Annotated in this window: 15 protein-coding genes; 9 read left to right on the top strand and 6 right to left on the bottom strand. The window is 64.4% G+C overall.

Annotation, left to right across the window (positions count from 1 at the left end; genetic code table 11):
- Positions 1–25 precede the first annotated feature (25 nt).
- Both dnaN and dnaA read right to left on the bottom strand, forming a co-directional pair.
- Positions 26–1,171, bottom strand: a complete 1,146-nt coding sequence (dnaN, locus tag AB4Z18_RS18645; RefSeq protein ID WP_441784256.1) for a DNA polymerase III subunit beta — start codon at positions 1,169–1,171, stop codon at positions 26–28.
- A 412-nt stretch (positions 1,172–1,583) separates the two neighbouring features.
- Complete coding sequence (dnaA, locus tag AB4Z18_RS18640) at positions 1,584–3,017, bottom strand: chromosomal replication initiator protein DnaA (RefSeq protein ID WP_441784255.1); 1,434 nt, start codon at positions 3,015–3,017, stop codon at positions 1,584–1,586.
- A 446-nt stretch (positions 3,018–3,463) separates the two neighbouring features.
- Between dnaA and rpmH the strand changes: the two genes are divergently transcribed.
- The 9 genes from rpmH (at position 3,464) to AB4Z18_RS18595 (ending at position 11,004) form a co-directional block, all read left to right on the top strand.
- Positions 3,464–3,601, top strand: a complete 138-nt coding sequence (gene rpmH, locus AB4Z18_RS18635) for a 50S ribosomal protein L34 (protein WP_441784254.1) — start codon at positions 3,464–3,466, stop codon at positions 3,599–3,601.
- 25 nt (positions 3,602–3,626) lie between these two features.
- A complete protein-coding gene (gene rnpA, locus AB4Z18_RS18630) occupies positions 3,627–4,028 on the top strand; it encodes a ribonuclease P protein component (RefSeq protein ID WP_441784253.1) in 402 nt (133 codons plus the stop codon).
- Positions 4,025–4,354, top strand: coding sequence for a membrane protein insertion efficiency factor YidD (gene yidD, locus AB4Z18_RS18625; RefSeq protein ID WP_441784252.1), 330 nt, complete (start codon positions 4,025–4,027; stop codon positions 4,352–4,354). The genes rnpA and yidD overlap by 4 nt, the downstream gene beginning before the upstream one ends.
- Positions 4,355–4,363: 9 nt before the next feature.
- Positions 4,364–5,332 carry a membrane protein insertase YidC gene (yidC, locus tag AB4Z18_RS18620; RefSeq protein WP_441784251.1) on the top strand — a complete coding sequence of 323 codons (969 nt, stop codon included), beginning with the start codon at positions 4,364–4,366 and terminating at the stop codon, positions 5,330–5,332.
- A 13-nt stretch (positions 5,333–5,345) separates the two neighbouring features.
- Positions 5,346–5,888, top strand: a complete 543-nt coding sequence (locus AB4Z18_RS18615) for a Jag family protein (RefSeq protein WP_441784250.1) — start codon at positions 5,346–5,348, stop codon at positions 5,886–5,888.
- Between the two features lie 14 nt (positions 5,889–5,902).
- Positions 5,903–6,529: a 16S rRNA (guanine(527)-N(7))-methyltransferase RsmG gene (gene rsmG / locus AB4Z18_RS18610; RefSeq protein WP_441784249.1), complete on the top strand. Its 627-nt coding sequence runs from the start codon at positions 5,903–5,905 to the stop codon at positions 6,527–6,529.
- A gap of 380 nt (positions 6,530–6,909) precedes the next feature.
- The gene (locus AB4Z18_RS18605; protein ID WP_441784248.1) at positions 6,910–7,050 is read left to right on the top strand and encodes a hypothetical protein; all 141 of its coding nucleotides are present in this window, start codon (positions 6,910–6,912) and stop codon (positions 7,048–7,050) included.
- 2,083 nt (positions 7,051–9,133) lie between these two features.
- Positions 9,134–10,030 (top strand): ParA family protein, encoded by an 897-nt coding sequence (locus tag AB4Z18_RS18600; RefSeq protein ID WP_441784291.1) that lies wholly within the window; start codon positions 9,134–9,136, stop codon positions 10,028–10,030.
- Positions 10,030–11,004 carry a ParB/RepB/Spo0J family partition protein gene (locus AB4Z18_RS18595; protein ID WP_441784247.1) on the top strand — a complete coding sequence of 325 codons (975 nt, stop codon included), beginning with the start codon at positions 10,030–10,032 and terminating at the stop codon, positions 11,002–11,004. Before AB4Z18_RS18600 ends, AB4Z18_RS18595 begins: the two co-directional genes overlap by 1 nt.
- A 36-nt stretch (positions 11,005–11,040) precedes the next feature.
- On the opposite strand, the gene AB4Z18_RS18590 is transcribed toward AB4Z18_RS18595, so the two are convergent.
- The 4 genes from AB4Z18_RS18590 to trxB form a co-directional block, all read right to left on the bottom strand.
- Positions 11,041–11,997 carry a D-alanine--D-alanine ligase family protein gene (locus AB4Z18_RS18590; RefSeq protein WP_441784246.1) on the bottom strand — a complete coding sequence of 319 codons (957 nt, stop codon included), beginning with the start codon at positions 11,995–11,997 and terminating at the stop codon, positions 11,041–11,043.
- A gap of 31 nt (positions 11,998–12,028) precedes the next feature.
- Positions 12,029–13,354 (bottom strand): aminotransferase-like domain-containing protein, encoded by a 1,326-nt coding sequence (locus tag AB4Z18_RS18585; RefSeq protein WP_441784245.1) that lies wholly within the window; start codon positions 13,352–13,354, stop codon positions 12,029–12,031.
- Positions 13,355–13,493: 139 nt separating this feature from the next.
- Positions 13,494–13,820 carry a thioredoxin gene (trxA, locus tag AB4Z18_RS18580; protein ID WP_441784244.1) on the bottom strand — a complete coding sequence of 109 codons (327 nt, stop codon included), beginning with the start codon at positions 13,818–13,820 and terminating at the stop codon, positions 13,494–13,496.
- 13 nt (positions 13,821–13,833) lie between these two features.
- Positions 13,834–14,820, bottom strand: coding sequence for a thioredoxin-disulfide reductase (gene trxB / locus AB4Z18_RS18575; protein ID WP_441784243.1), 987 nt, complete (start codon positions 14,818–14,820; stop codon positions 13,834–13,836).
- Positions 14,821–14,892: the final 72 nt, after the last annotated feature.

The following is a 14,892-nucleotide window of genomic DNA, read 5'->3' as shown; positions in this document are numbered from 1 at the left end:
TCTGTTGCTTCAGCGGCGCCGGGAACTAGCGCAGGAGCAGGTTCGGCTGGAGCAGGTACTTGTAGGAGTCCGCTCCCGCCTGGTCCTTCGACGTCTGGCTCGTGATGAGCACAGGCCCCGGCTTGTTGGGGTTCTCGGTCTTGGTGAACGAGATGCGCACGAATTCCGAGTGCACCGCACCGAGACCATCGAGCAGGAACTGCGGCTTCAATGAAACCACCGTCTCCTGGCCAGTGAGAAGAGCGTCGATGCTCTCGGAAGCCTGCGCCTGCTCCGAACCGATCGCTTCCAGCGTCAGTCCGTCGGCGGTGAAGGTGTAGCGGAGCGCGGCCTCGCGCTCGAGGACGAGGGCGACACGACGGGTCGCCTCGATGAGTTCGGCGGTGTTGATCACCGCGTAGTTGTCGACCTGCTCGGGGAAGAGCCGGCGGACCGGTGGGAAGTTGCCCTTGATCAGGAGCGAGGTGACCGTCTTCTTGTCCGCGGTGAATGCGATCAGCTCGCGGTCGTCGCGGTTCGTGATCGAGATGGAGACGTTTCCGCTGTGCCCGAAGGTCTTCCCGATCTCGGTGAGGGTGCGGGCGGGCACCAGGGCGGTGACCGATTCGCCCGCCGTGGTGCCGTTGTCCCAGTCGATCTCCCGCACGGCAACCCGATAGCGGTCGGTGGCGACGAGGCCGAGCCGGTTATCGCCGACCTCGAGCTGGACGCCGGTGATAACCGGGGTCACATCGTCGCGCGATGCGGCGACGCCGACCTGGGCAACAGCCTGAGCGAACTCCTCGGCCGGGACGAGCCCCGCGTCTCCACCCACCTGCGGGATGCTCGGGTATTCCTCGACGGGCATGGACAGCAAAGTGAAGTTGGCCGAGCCGGCCCGCACGACGATCTTCGACTCTTCGGTCGAGAACTGCACGGGTGCGTTCGGAAGCTTGGATGCGATCTCAGCGAGAAGACGGCCGGAGACGAGCACCCGCCCGGGTTCTTCTACCTCGGCGGCGATCTCGGTCTGCGCCGACACCTCGTAGTCGAACGACGACAGCTGGAGTCCGTTCTCCGTCGTCTCGATCAGCACACCGCTCAGGATGGGCAGGGTCGTCCGCTGCGGAAGAAGCTTCACCGCGAAGGAGACGGCCTCGCTGAACACATCCCGATTGGCTTGGAACTTCACGAAGTCACCTCTGTTGGACTCACGGATAACGGACGTGACAAATCCTAGCCCCTGGCCTGTGACGGGGAAGCGGTGGTGGCTAGCGGCCCTTGAGGTTGTCGTCCGCCCTCTATGAGAAGAGTTAAGAAGTAATCGTGTTAACCGATGTGGAAACTGTGGATAACTCTGTTGAGGCCAGGCGAACACAGGGAACTACACGGTCGTGACATGTTGATGGACTGCGGAATCCGGGTGTTCACAACGATCCGAGCGCAGTGAGCCCGACGACGCGTTCCCACAGGTGCCAGCCCTCCGTCCCCATTAAACGTGTAGTTCTCCGGAGGCTCTCCACAAGTTATCCACAAGTGTTAATAACGCTTTGTCCCCACTCTGGGGATGGATATGTGGATAAGTTCTGCGCTAGAGCAGCGGTCTACTTGCCGTAGCGGTGGGTCTGCTTGATCCGGCTGGTCAGCTCCGTGACCTGGTTGTAAATCGACCGGCGCTCCTTCATGAGCTCGCTGATCTTCTTATTGGCGTACATCACGGTGGTGTGGTCGCGGCCGCCGAAGAGCTGTCCGATCTTGGGCAGGGAGAGGTTCGTGAGTTCGCGGCACAGATACATGGCGATCTGGCGTGCGGTGGCGACCGCCTGCGACCGACTGGAACCGTAGAGGTCGTCGACGGTGAGCTTGAAGTACTCCGCGGTGTTCGTGATGATGTCGGTCGGCGCGATGACGTTGTCGTCGTCGAGCGTGATCAGGTCCTTCAGCACCGTCTGCACGAGGGGCATGTCGACCGGTGTGCGATTGAGGCTCGCGAAGGCGGTGACGCGGATCAGTGTCCCCTCCAGCTCCCGGATGTTGCTCGACACCTTCGACGCCATGAACTCCAGGATGTCGTCGGGCACCTGGATCTTCTCGCTCTGCGCCTTCTTACGCAGGATTGCGATGCGGGTCTCAAGGTCGGGGACCTGGACGTCGGTGATGAGGCCCCACTCGAACCGGGACCGCATGCGGTCCTCGAAGCCGGTCAGGTGCTTGGGCGGCAGATCGGAGGTGATGACCACCTGCTTGTTGTGGTCGTGCAGGGTGTTGAACGTGTGGAAGAACGCTTCCTGGGTCTCCACCGCTCTCTGCAGGAACTGGATGTCGTCGATCAGCAGGATGTCGATGTTGCGATAGCGGGCCTGGAACGACGAGCCGCGGTTGTTGGCGATCGAGTTGATGAAGTCGTTGGTGAACTCCTCCGACGAGACGTATCTCACCCGGATCCCGGGGTAGAGGCTCATCGCGTAGTGGCCGATGGCGTGGAGGAGGTGGGTCTTGCCGAGGCCCGAGTCGCCGTAGATGAAGAGCGGGTTGTAGGCCTTCGCGGGTGCTTCGGCAACGGCGACCGCAGCAGCGTGCGCGAAACGATTGGACTGCCCGATGACGAAGTTGTCGAAGCTGTACTTGGCGTTGAGCCGGGTGTCTCCGCCTCGGGGAGGTGCGGTGATCTCCGTCGGAGGGCTCACCATCGGAGCGACCTGGTCCGCGTACGACGTGGGTGCGGCTTCTGGCTCGGCTACGGTGCCGGCCATGGTCTCCTGCTGGATCTCCGGGTTGACCACGATCGCGAAGGTATTGACCGCGAATCCGTCGTCGAGGGCGCCGATGGCGTTCAGGAGGGGGAGCCGGCTGCGCTGCTCGATCATCCCCCGGGTGAATTCGTTCGGGACCTCCAGGTAGAAGGTGCCGGCCATGATGCCCTTGGGCTCGACCAGGCTGAGGAAGCCATACAGCTGCGGGGTGATGCGATCGTCCGTCTCGAGCTTGCCGAGCACGTTCTGCCATGCCGAAGCTATGGACTCTTCGCCGCCTGCCATCGTTCCCCGTCTTCGTCTGTGTTGCGGATGCCGTCAGCCCGACGAAGGGACGAGTCGACCCCCGGTGACTCTCGTCGGGTTGGCGGCTTCGGATGCCGCCGGTGGGTATTCACAGAGTTATCCACCGCTGTGTGAGCAATACCGTAGCGATCTCCGGCCAGAATTGGCATGGCCTGGGGATAACTTTCGACCTCACGGTAACTTGTCCACAGAACAGCGAACAAATCCGATCAGCGGCATACGTCGGCGCGTCGGGGTCCTGCTCCCTGCCAATACCGTGCATAATCAGTGGATTTAAGTCGATCGGTTTGACCTGATCCGCCCCAGGCCGTAGTTTTAATCAGTTGACTTGCGGCCTTTCCGGCTGCCCTGTAACTTTCCGGGTCTTCCCTGCTGTCCCCATCTCTCAGCACAGGCCTGCGAAGCGACCACCCACGGAGATTGATATGAGCAAGAGAACGTTCCAGCCGAACAACCGCAAGCGCGCGAAGACCCACGGTTTCCGCCTCCGGATGCGCACCCGCGCGGGCCGCGCCATCCTCTCCGCTCGCCGCCGTAAGGGCCGCGAGACTCTCTCGGCCTGATTCTTCGCCGGCAGAGGGCTTTCCGGTGCTCGCGAAAGCCAATCGCATCACGCGAGGGGCGGACTATCGGGCGGCTGTGCGACGTGGTGCTCGCTTCACAGGAGCGAACACCGTCACGTACATCCGCCCGAATCCCGACTCCAGTGTGGTGCGTTTCGGCTTTATCGTGAGTAAAGCGGTGGGCAATGCAGTAGGGCGCAACCTCGTGCGGCGCCGGCTGAAAGCGGCGGCCTACGAACTCCTCCCCCAGTACTCAGCCGCGACTGACGGTGAGTCCGGGATGGATGTGGTCGTGCGCGCATTGCCAGCCTCTGCTCAAGCACCGTGGGCTAGCCTGCACGAAGAACTCCTACGGGCTTCGGCCCGCCACACCAACCGCAGTAATACAAGCCGCACTCCCACCAGTAAGGGCAGCGTCCGTCCATGAACACCGCTTTCGCAGCAGTGCTCCTCGCACCGCGAAATGCGGCCGTGCTGGTGCTCCGCGCATATCGGGCGGTCATCTCGCCTCTTTATGGCGACGTCTGCCGGTACTACCCCTCATGTTCGGCCTATGCGCTGCAGGCGATCCAGCAGCACGGTGTGATCGTGGGTTCCTACCTCGGTATCCGCCGCATCGCCCGATGCCACCCATGGGCCGCAGGCGGGGTGGACGATGTGCCGCCGGCGAAGAAGCCGCGGTACAGGGTCACTGATTTTGGTTTCGTCGTCGCAAGCAGCTCGAACGGCCTCGTCGGCCACGGAAAGGCCTAGTTAGAAGTCATGCCTGACATCATCGGACTCATCCTCTGGCCCATCAAATGGGTCGTGGAGCTGATCCTCGTCGCCTTCCACTGGCTGTTCACCCAGATGGGACTGGACCCGGCGGCAGGCATCACCTGGGTGCTGGCCATCGTCGGACTGACGGTCGTCGTCCGCGCGGCGCTGATCCCGATCTTCGTCCGGCAGATCAAGAACCAGCGACGGATGCTGGAGATCGCTCCGCAGCTGAAGAAGATCCAGGACAAGTACAAGGGTAAGAAGGACCAGTTCTCGCGCGAGGCGATGTCGCGCGAGACGATGGAGCTCTATAAGAAGACGGGCACCAACCCGCTGAGCTCCTGCCTCCCCCTGCTGCTGCAGATGCCCGTGTTCTTCTCGCTGTTCCAGGTGCTGAACGGCGCCCAGAGCGGTAAGGCCGGTGTCGGTCCGCTCAACGAGACACTCGCTCTCCAGTTCGGCAACGCGACGCTGTTCGGTGTCGCTCCCCTGCACCAGAGCTTCCAGGGTGCGATGAACGCCCACCCTCCGCAGGTCGCGGTCATGATCATAGCGGCCGTTATGGTTGTGCTGATGACGGGGTCGCAGTTCCTCACGCAGCTGCAGATCGTCTCCAAGAACATGTCGCCGGAGACCAAGGCGAGCCCGCAGTTCAAGCAGCAGCGCATCCTGCTGTACCTGCTCCCCTTCGTCTTCCTCTTCTCAGGCTTCGCTTTCCCGCTCGGCGTCATGTTCTACTGGCTGACCTCCAACCTGTGGACCATGGGTCAGCAGTTCCTGGTCATCCGCAACATGCCGACTCCGGGCTCCGACGCCGCGAAGGCTCGTGAGGCCCGTCTCGCCAAGAAGGGCAAGCTGGTCCAGGCGGATGGCGCAACCGTTCTTACGGTTGAAGAGCAGCCGAAGAAGCAGGCCGTTCAGCGGGTGCAGCCCGTGAGCAAGGCCCGCGCAAAGAAGCAGGCCGGAAAGTAGTAAGGACTCCCCGATGACCGACGTGCAGACCTCCTCCCCCGATCCCATCGACGTCTCCGACGACCAGGCACCCGTGGAGGGTGAAGAGGTCGCGGCGCCGGCTGACCTCGACCGTGAGGGCGACATCGCAGCGGACTACATCGAGGAGCTGCTCGACATCGCGGACATCGATGGCGACATCGACATCGACACTCGTAACGGCCGCGCCTACATCTCTGTCAACGCCGAAGACGGCTCGAACCTCGCACTGCTCGCGAAGGCCGACACGGTCGCCGCCCTGCAGGAACTGACTCGGCTCGCCGTGCAGAACAAGACGGGCGAGTTCTCGCGTTTGATCCTGGACATCGCCGGCTCGCGCGAAGCCCGACAGGCTGAGCTCGGAGCTCTGGTGGATCGTGCGATTGCGCGCTTGGACGAAGGGGCGGCCGAAGCCGCTCTTCCGCCGATGTCGTCGTACGAGCGCAAGCTGGTGCACGACATCGTCTCTGAGCGTGGATACGTCTCCACCTCGCACGGTGAGGGTCGCGACCGTCACACCGTGATCACCGCCGCCTAGTTTCACGTGAAACAGTGACCGACCTGGAGACCGAGCCGTCAGCGGCGCTCGCCTTGTTCGGGGACCGAATCGACGTCGCACGCCGGTTCACCCGAAACCTTGCTGAGCAAGGCGAAGAACGTGGGCTCATCGGGCCGCTTGAGCTCCCCCGGCTGTGGACCCGTCATGTCCTCAACTGCGCTGTGGTCGCGCCGCTGCTGCGGCCCGGAGTAGTCGGGGATGTGGGAAGCGGTGCCGGACTGCCGGGGTTGGTTCTCGCGATCGCGCGGCCGGACGTCTCCTTCGTGTTGATCGAGCCGATGGAGCGACGCGTTGCCTGGTTGAACGAGCAGGTCAACGAGCTCGGCTTGGACAACGTCAGCGTTGTACGCGCGCGTGCCGAAGAGGCGCGCCTCGACGGGCCTCTTGATCAGATCACCGCACGAGCGGTGAGTGCCTTCCGCAAGTTGCTGCCGTTGACCGCTCCCCTGGTTCGGGATGGTGGCGAGCTTGTCCTCATGAAGGGCGCGGCGGCGGCGACCGAAGTGGAAGCCGCCTCGAAGGAGATCCGCAAGTTCAAGGTGCACGACATTGAGGTGCTGACCCTCGGTGAAGGTCTTCTTACCGAGGTCACCAGGGTCATTCGGGCGTCCGTTCGATAGGTTGGCCCTTCGTCGGCACGCCTTAGGTTGGCTTCTGGACAACTGAAGCACCCGCTCCGGTGCTGTGAGAGCCATTCTTAGCCCGATCCGCGCGGCAGCGCGGACCCGTTTCGGACACCCTCGCGACGCATTTGAAGCCGAAATCCAGGCCGAGGGACGTCTGGCGTGGAGACGGGGGACGACATGACGGACGAGTCTCGCGCTGCGCTGCATATCTGCTTGAGATGTCTACGCTTCGAAGCTGGCTGTGTCGGTGGTCCGAGAAGAGTCCGAACGCGGCGACTCGCACTCTCCCCCAGACGGCGAGTCACGGCCGAAGTCGACGTCGACTGCCGGCGTATTGCGCACGATCGGACCATACGAACGTTGGATAGAGGATCGTGGCGATTCCGGATCGCATCAGCGCGACCTTCCAGCCAGCTGGGCACATCGTCTGGGTTGGTGATGAGGCAGCGGTGAACGATGCGCTGAAGGCCACCTTCGGCATCACGTTGTCCGCCAAGTTGCGTGGTTCCACGTGAAACATGGCGTCTGGATTGCGAACCTCGACCCTCGACCTGCGTGTGAGGGCAGGGCTGGTGCATTTCAACGCTTGAGTGTTCATGTGGCTATCGGTGTTGATACCGCGCCCCAGCGGAGGCTGCTAGCGCAGCCGGACGCGCGCCCGTGCAGAGCCGGCTCGCGCCCACATCGCTGCGGAGGCGGCACCTCAAGTTGAAGCCGTTGCGCCTCTCCATCCAGGAACGCGGCGGCGACTACTCGAACTGAACGACCCAACGACCAACGACCAACGGCCCATTGCCCGGACGGGGCCCGACGCGCGGAAAGGCCACACGAACTCTTCATCGTGTGAGGCGTTCAGCGAGAGCAGTCTCGGGCGCAGAAGGGTCAGACTGATTTCTCACGAGGTCGCGCTGACCATTTTGGGACCCGCCGATGGCCCTGCAGTCAGCGAAGGTGCAGCGATACGTAACTGACACACCCGCTCGACCCTGGCCGCGGATTGGCACCGTGACCGACGGCCGCCGCGAGCCTCGGCCGTGTGGCTGCCGTGAAGACACACCTGGCGCGTGGTTGCCACAAGGACACACCGCGTGTGTCGCTTCAGCTTGTAGTCGCGGTGGCCGCGGGCGAGGTACTTGCCGGTGGTTCGGGGGCCCGGAGTCTGTGTCCGCACTAGTTCATGCCTCGAATTGGCGCCTGCAGGGTTGAAAAGAGTGTGGTCTGTCGTTCGGTGACTGTGACGCGCCCTCCCGCGCCGCCTCGCAGCGGCGCCACTGGTGGTCGAATCGGTCCGGAGTCTGCCGGGCGTCCCGGGTGGATCACTTCCGTCGGAAGTGTGGCGTTCCATGCGCGCAGAACGGATGTCGACCCCGGAGCCGGCGTCGCGCGTCTAGGGGAATGTACACGCCAAGCCAATTTGGCGCAGAGCGATGACGACGCGACGCTTAGGAACGAGGAGTGCACCTATCTGGCAGCGCACGCCAGATCGATGCTTGTCGGTGGCCCAGCCGGTCTCAGAGGAGACGTTTCACGTGAAACGTCGGGAGCCGGCCGTGGTAATCGCGCCAGGAGGGGCCGTCGGCGAGAGGCAGGAACCGTCGGATCTGGAGTCGGCTCGTTCTCTTGGCGATACCACCGTCCGATCGGGAGTCACTTATGGCAGCGGAGTGCCCCGGCGGTCTGAGCGCATCGCGGGTCTGAGAGCATCGCGGGTGTGAGCGCCTCGGCGGTCTGAGTGCAGCGGGAGCTGACTGTCTCGGGGCCTGAGTGCAGCGGGAGCTGACTGTCTCGGGGCCTGAGTGCAGCGGGAGCTGACTGCCTCGGGGTTCGAGTGCATCGAGTGCATCGTGAGCCTGAGTGCATCCAGATTCTGGGCCCGAACAGCTAAGCGCCGCGCGGAGGGCCGGGTGCCAAGAACGCTCTGCGGCCGCGCTCAGCGATTGACGGGAGCAGCTCTCGCCCATGCCGTGGCCACCCGGCGCTGCTGGGGAAACCAACCGCTCCCCCGACGCAACCATGCGTGAGTGACAGCTATAAGGGACGCGCGTAGGAACCGTGTTTCACGTGAAACGCTGTCTTGCCGACGGTCCGGAGAGCACGGGACCCAGGGCGTTTGAACCTGATCGCCAACTGCTGTACTCCGTCGTCCGACTGAGGTCGGGTTGAGGACGCGATTTGGTTCAGCTACGCACGCCAGGCCCAGCACTCGCCTCGGCCGCCTCACGCCCGGGCCCTAGCAATGGGCATAGAGGCAAGGACCGAACGGAATGCGCCGCGCAAGGGTGCGTGGGTGGCCCACCGGAGCACGCGTCAACCACGTTTCACGTGAAACCAAGCCGACGGGCGTCAGCAAGGTGGCCGCACGGCCCGTGTGGGTCACGAACTATTCCAGGGGCGACGAATCGCTGCCTGTGACCTATCCACAGAGAGCGCGGCGCGCGGGAAGCGTCGGACATCCGAGTTAGAGTTGGTAACGGGTGCGCTGCTGGTGTGCCGAACGACCGACGGCAAGCCGGTGCGGAGCACCATCGAGCGACGAGGTTTCACGTGAAACAACCCCACCAGAACGACCGCGGCGGAGTAGGTGAGATCGACAACGACATGGACCCGGAAGCATCGGACGCCGGTTTCGACGGAACCACTCCCCTCGCCCAGGAGATCCAGGATCTCGCTCGTCGGCGGCAAGTAATTGCGGCGACCACACTTCCCCTTCCTTCGCGTACGCGTATCTTCACGATCTCGAACCAGAAGGGTGGGGTCGGGAAGACCACGACGGTCGTCAATTTGAGCGCAGCCCTCGCGAAATCCGGCGCGCGTGTCCTGGTGATCGACTTGGACCCGCAGGGGAACGCCTCTACTGCGCTGAGTGTCGAGCATCGCGAGGGAACCCCGAGCGTGTACGACGTTGTCGTGAATGACCGCGAACTGGAAGACGTCATCCAGAAGAGCCCGGAGTTCGACGGGCTTTTCGTGATCCCCGCGACGATCGACCTGGCAGGCGCCGAGATCGAGCTCGTGTCCATGGTGGCCCGTGAACAGCGGCTCTCCCGGGCGCTCGACCGGTTCCTCGAGGAGTACGACATCGACTACGTCCTCATCGACTGCCCGCCATCGCTCGGGCTGCTGACGATCAACGCATTCGTCGCGGCGAACGAGGTGCTCATCCCGATCCAGTGCGAGTACTACGCACTGGAGGGCCTGAGTCAGCTCCTCAAGAACATTCAATTGATCGAGCGCCACCTCAATCCGAAGCTGCGGGTCTCGACGATCCTGTTGACGATGTACGACTCCCGTACCAACCTGGCGCACCAGGTCGCCGCAGACGTGCGCGAGCACTTCCCCAACGAGGTCCTCGACACGATCATTCCCCGCTCCGTCCGCATCTCAGAGGCACCGAGCTACGGACAGAGCGTCATCAGCTACGACACCAACTCGAGCGGATCCCTCTCCTACATGGAGGCGGCCGCAGAGATCGCACGAAGAGGAGTACCCCGCTAATGGCAGCGAAGCGCACCGGACTGGGCCGCGGCATCGGCGCCCTCATCCCCACCAGCGACCAGACCAGCCGGCCGGTCGATGTCTTCTTCCCCGACAACTTCGGCGGGACGACAAGCGGGGCGACCGCCGGAACGGCCGTTGCGGAACGGGAAGACACTCTGCTCGCCGTCCCGGGCGCACGACTGGCCAGCATCTCCCCCGACGACATCGTCCCGAACCGGGTTCAGCCCCGCATGGAGTTCGATCGCGACGCCCTGGACGAGCTCGTGGCCAGCATCCGCGAGGTGGGCGTGCTTCAGCCCGTCGTGGTGCGGCCCCTCCCCGATGAGCCAGGACGTTACGAACTCATCATGGGTGAGCGCCGGCTGCGGGCGACCAAAGAACTCGGCCTGGACACTATTCCGGCGGTCGTCAAGGAGACGGCTGACGAGGACATGCTCCGCGACGCACTTCTGGAGAACCTCCACCGCAGCCAGCTGAACCCTCTGGAGGAGGCATCGGCCTACCAGCAGCTGCTCGCGGACTTCGGGATCACGCAGGAAGAGCTCGCCAACCGCATCGGACGGTCGCGCCCGCAGATCACCAACACCATTCGGCTTCTGAAGCTGCCGGCCGTGGTCCAGTCGCGGGTCGCTGCGGGAGTCCTGAGCGCCGGCCACGCCCGTGCCATCCTGTCCCTTGCCGATGATCAGGAGGCGATGATCCGGCTGGCGGACAAGATCGTCAATGAAGATCTCTCCGTGCGCGCAGCAGAGGCGGCGGCGAGCAAGACCCCGAAGCCGGTCCGAACCAAGGCGACAGCTGGACGCCACCGCGGACACCTCGACGAGGTCGCGGGCCACCTGGGCGACCGGCTGAACACGCGAGTGAAGATCTCACTCGGCGCCCGCAAGGGACAGATCGTGGTCGACTTCGCGACGATCCAGGACCTCAACCGCATCCTCGCGGAGCTCGGCCAGCCCAGCTACACCTGAGTCGACCGCGGCGAGCCGTCGACGACGGCAGCCGGATCAGGCGTCGGCAATGGCGGCGAGAGCCAAGGCGGCATACACGTCGCCCGGCTCGCGCCCCGAAGCGATGATGGCCTGCGGCATGATCGAAGTCTCCGTGAGGCCGGGCAGCACGTTCGCCTCGAGGAACCACGGCGTGCCGGACCCGTCCACGATCAGGTCGATTCGCGAGAGATGGCGCAGGCCCAGCGCCTTGTGGGCTGCCACGGCGGCCGCGGAGACGGCTTCCGCCACCTCATCATCGAGTCGGGCGGGCACGTAGAACCGGGTCTCCCCCGCGTTGTAGCGCGCGTCGAATGTATACGCGCCGTCGACGGGTTCGATCTCTACGGCGGGCAGCGCCTCGGGCCCATCGCCCGTGTCGACGACAGCGACGGAGACCTCGACGCCCTCGACCTTTCGCTCGATCAACGCAACGTCAGAGTAGGTGTACGCATCAACCATCGCGCGCGGGAGTTCCTCCGCGGTCGTGACGATGGTGACGCCCTGCGCCGACCCGCCCTGCGCCGGCTTGACGACGACAGGCACCTCGAGGCCGCCTAGAACCGTCGAGAGGACGCTCCCCGCTCCCAGCTCGCGGAAGGTCTCCTGAGGAAGGGTGACCGAGGCCGGGGTGAAGACGCCGGCCCGCTCAACGACGGTCTTCGCGGTCGGCTTCGACCATGCCAGCCGGGATGCGTCGGCGCGCGAGCCGACGAAGGGCACTCCGGTGATCTCGAGCAGGCCGCGAAGGGCGCCATCCTCACCGCTCGCGCCGTGGAGAGCGGGCCAGACCACATCCGGCCGCGATTCGTCGAGGAAGGCGAGGAGGGAGGCGTCCGGATCGCGGAACACCACCCGGTGGCCCAGCGCATTCAAGCCGTCCGCGACCCGTCGCCCGGTGCGCAGAGAGACGTCCCGCTCATGCGAAATTCCGCCGGCGAGAACGACGATGTCGAGTGCCTCTTTTTGTGCCATGATCAGGCCTTTCTCGTCCATACAGGCTCGGCTAGCGCAGGTCGGTGGGCGGGTTGGCGCTCGTACGGCTCCTGCGCGGCGAAGCTCCCAGTGGGCCGGTTCCGGCGAAGGTGTCGAGCAGATCCTGCTCCCCATTGAGGACATTCGCGAGACGACGCACGCCGACTTTGATGTTCTCGGGTGTGGGGTAGCAGAACGACAGCCGGATGTTCTGCGCTCCGGACCCGTCGGCGAAGAACGCGGTGCCCGGTGTGTACGCCACAAGCTCGGTCACAGCACGGGGCAGCATCGCTTTCGAGTCCAAATGCTTCGGCAGGGTGAGCCAGACGTAGAATCCGCCGTTCGGGTCCGTCCAGCGCAACTCCGGGAGGTACTCCTCCAACGCGGAAATCATCGCCTCCTTACGCTCGCGATAGACCCCGCGGAAGGTGTCGATCTGAGCACGCCAGTCCGCATCCTGCAGATACTCGGAGATGACGAGCTGACTGAACGAACTCGGACTCAGAACCGCGGCTTCATTGGCGAGGATGAGCTTCTCGCGGATGGCATGCGGAGCGAGCGCCCACCCGACCCGGAACCCCGGAGCCAGGGTCTTGGAGAACGTGCCCAGATAGACGACGCCGTCCTTCTCCACGGACCGCATCGCCGCCGGCGGCTTGTCCTCGAAGTACAGCAGCCCGTACGGGTTGTCCTCGAGCACCAAGATGTCGTTCTGACGCGCGATCTCGAGGATCTCGAGCCGTCGCTCCCAGGTCAGGGTCACGCCGGCCGGGTTGTGGAACGTCGGAACGGTGTACAGGAACTTCACCCGGCGGCCGGCCGACTTCAGCCGGGCGATGTGCTCCCGGAGCGCCTCGGGGATGAGGCCGTGCTCATCCATCGGCACATGATCCACTTCGGCCTGATACGACTTGAAGATGACCATGGCGGTCACGTAGCTCGGCCCTTCGGCGAGCACCACATCCCCCGGGTCGATGAAGAGCTTGCTGAACAGCTCGAGCGCATGCTGGGACCCGGTGGTCACGACGACGTCGTCGGCGCTCCCACTGATGCCCTCGAGTGCCATGACCTCGAGGATCTGCTCCCGCAGCGCCGGGACGCCCTGACCCGAGCCGTACTGGAGCGCGACGGCTCCGCGCTCTCGCATGACGCGGTCCATGGCCCCGACGACCAGGTCTTGGGGAAGCGCCGACACGAACGGCATGCCGCCGGCCAGCGACACCACCTCCGGGCGGCTGGCCACGGCGAACAAGGCTCGGACCTCACTGGCGGCGAGGCCGCTCGTGCGCTGCGCGTAGTGGTGATACCACGGGTCCAGATTGTTGCCCCGCTGTTGCGGGGAGCCCTGTTCGGTCACGTGTGAGTTCCGTTTCTCTGCCGTTGAGCAATGCTATGGGGGCGGCGCACCGGGGCGAAAATCGGTGCGCGCTTCCCGGGTACAAAAAAGACCCGCCCGGCGGGTGAGCGCCGGACGGGTCTGAAGAGGACGGGTCGCGCTACGCGATGTAGGCGGCCAGGTCGGCTTCGAGGGCAGGCTTCGGCTTCGCGCCGATAACGGTCTTGACGACCTCGCCACCCTGGTACACCTTCATCGCGGGGATGGAGGTGATCTGGTACTTCGCCGCGGTCTGCGGGTTCTCGTCGACGTTGAGCTTGACGATCTCGATCTTGTCGGAGTGCTCCGCGGCGATCTGGTCGAGGATCGGTCCAACGGCGCGACACGGGCCGCACCACTCAGCCCAGAAGTCCACCAGGATGGTCTTCTCGCTGTTGAGGACGTCCTGCTCGAAGCTGGAGTCCGTGACCGAACGTGCTGCTGACATTTTGTTGTTCTCCTTATGCGGTGGTCGTGAGTTCGAGATCGCTGGATGCGCCTTCAACGGCGCGGGCCAGCAGGTCCTTTGGGAGTGTGGTGAGGTAGTGCTCCGCGTCGAGGGCGGCGACCGTCCCGGACGCGGCGGCGGTGACCGCCTGACGGTAGGTCGGGTCGATGACGTCGCCCGCGGCGAAGACGCCGGGCAGGTTGGTCTTCGAGCTGCGGCCGTCGACAGCGATGGTGCCCTCCGGGGTCAGGTCGAGCTGACCGTGCACAAGGTGCACGCGGGGGTCGTTTCCGATCGCGACGAACAGGCCGTGGAGCTGGAGTTCGCTCTCCTCGCCGGTGACGAGGTTGCGGAGGGTGACGTTCTGAACCTGCTCGTCGCCGCCGATCGCCGCGACCTCCGAGTTCCAGATGAACTCGATCTTCTCGTTCGCGAAGGCGCGGTCCTGCATGATCTTGGACGCGCGGAGCGAGTCGCGACGGTGGATGATGTACACCTTGTCGGCGAAACGGGTGAGGAAGGTGGCCTCCTCCATCGCCGAATCGCCGCCGCCGACGACCGCGATCGTCCGCTGGCGGAAGAAGAATCCGTCGCAGGTGGCGCACCAGGAGACGCCGTGGCCGGAGAGACGCTCTTCGTCGGCCAGACCGAGCTTGCGGTATGCCGAGCCCGTCGCGAAGATGACGGCGAGTGCCTCGTGGACCGCACCGGAGCCGAGGGTGACCTTCTTGACCTCGCCGGTCAGGTCGACCGACACGACGTCGTCGAGCACGATCTCGGTGCCGAACTTCTCGGCCTGCGCCTGCATCTTGAACATGAGGTCCGGTCCCATGACCGCGTCCGGGAATCCCGGGAAGTTCTCGACCTCGGTGGTGTTCATCAGTTCACCGCCGGCCTCGACAGAGGAGGCGATCAGCAGCGGCTTCAGATTGGCGCGAGCCGCATACACAGCTGCGGTGTAACCGGCAGGGCCGGAACCGATGATGATGATCTGCCGCACAGCGGAACTCCTTGACCTGATCACGACACCTTCGTCTGGAGGCGTCGACCTGTAGAACACATCCTAGGCGGA

Origin of the sequence: Leifsonia sp. 2TAF2 (genome assembly GCF_052115085.1) — a bacterium.
GTDB lineage: Bacteria > Actinomycetota > Actinomycetes > Actinomycetales > Microbacteriaceae > Leifsonia.
This window is presented reverse-complemented; position numbering and strand designations above follow the sequence as displayed.

What these genes read in the sequence shown, in the direction of transcription:
- dnaA (WP_441784255.1), bottom strand. Translation starts at nt 3,017, where the DNA reads ATGGCAGGCGGCGAAGAGTCCATAGCTTCGGCATGGCAGAACGTGCTC.
- rpmH (WP_441784254.1), top strand. Translation starts at nt 3,464, where the DNA reads ATGAGCAAGAGAACGTTCCAGCCGAACAACCGCAAGCGCGCGAAGACC.
- yidD (WP_441784252.1), top strand. Translation starts at nt 4,025, where the DNA reads ATGAACACCGCTTTCGCAGCAGTGCTCCTCGCACCGCGAAATGCGGCC.
- yidC (WP_441784251.1), top strand. Translation starts at nt 4,364, where the DNA reads ATGCCTGACATCATCGGACTCATCCTCTGGCCCATCAAATGGGTCGTG.
- AB4Z18_RS18615 (WP_441784250.1), top strand. Translation starts at nt 5,346, where the DNA reads ATGACCGACGTGCAGACCTCCTCCCCCGATCCCATCGACGTCTCCGAC.
- AB4Z18_RS18600 (WP_441784291.1), top strand. Translation starts at nt 9,134, where the DNA reads ATGGACCCGGAAGCATCGGACGCCGGTTTCGACGGAACCACTCCCCTC.
- AB4Z18_RS18595 (WP_441784247.1), top strand. Translation starts at nt 10,030, where the DNA reads ATGGCAGCGAAGCGCACCGGACTGGGCCGCGGCATCGGCGCCCTCATC.
- AB4Z18_RS18590 (WP_441784246.1), bottom strand. Translation starts at nt 11,997, where the DNA reads ATGGCACAAAAAGAGGCACTCGACATCGTCGTTCTCGCCGGCGGAATT.
- trxA (WP_441784244.1), bottom strand. Translation starts at nt 13,820, where the DNA reads ATGTCAGCAGCACGTTCGGTCACGGACTCCAGCTTCGAGCAGGACGTC.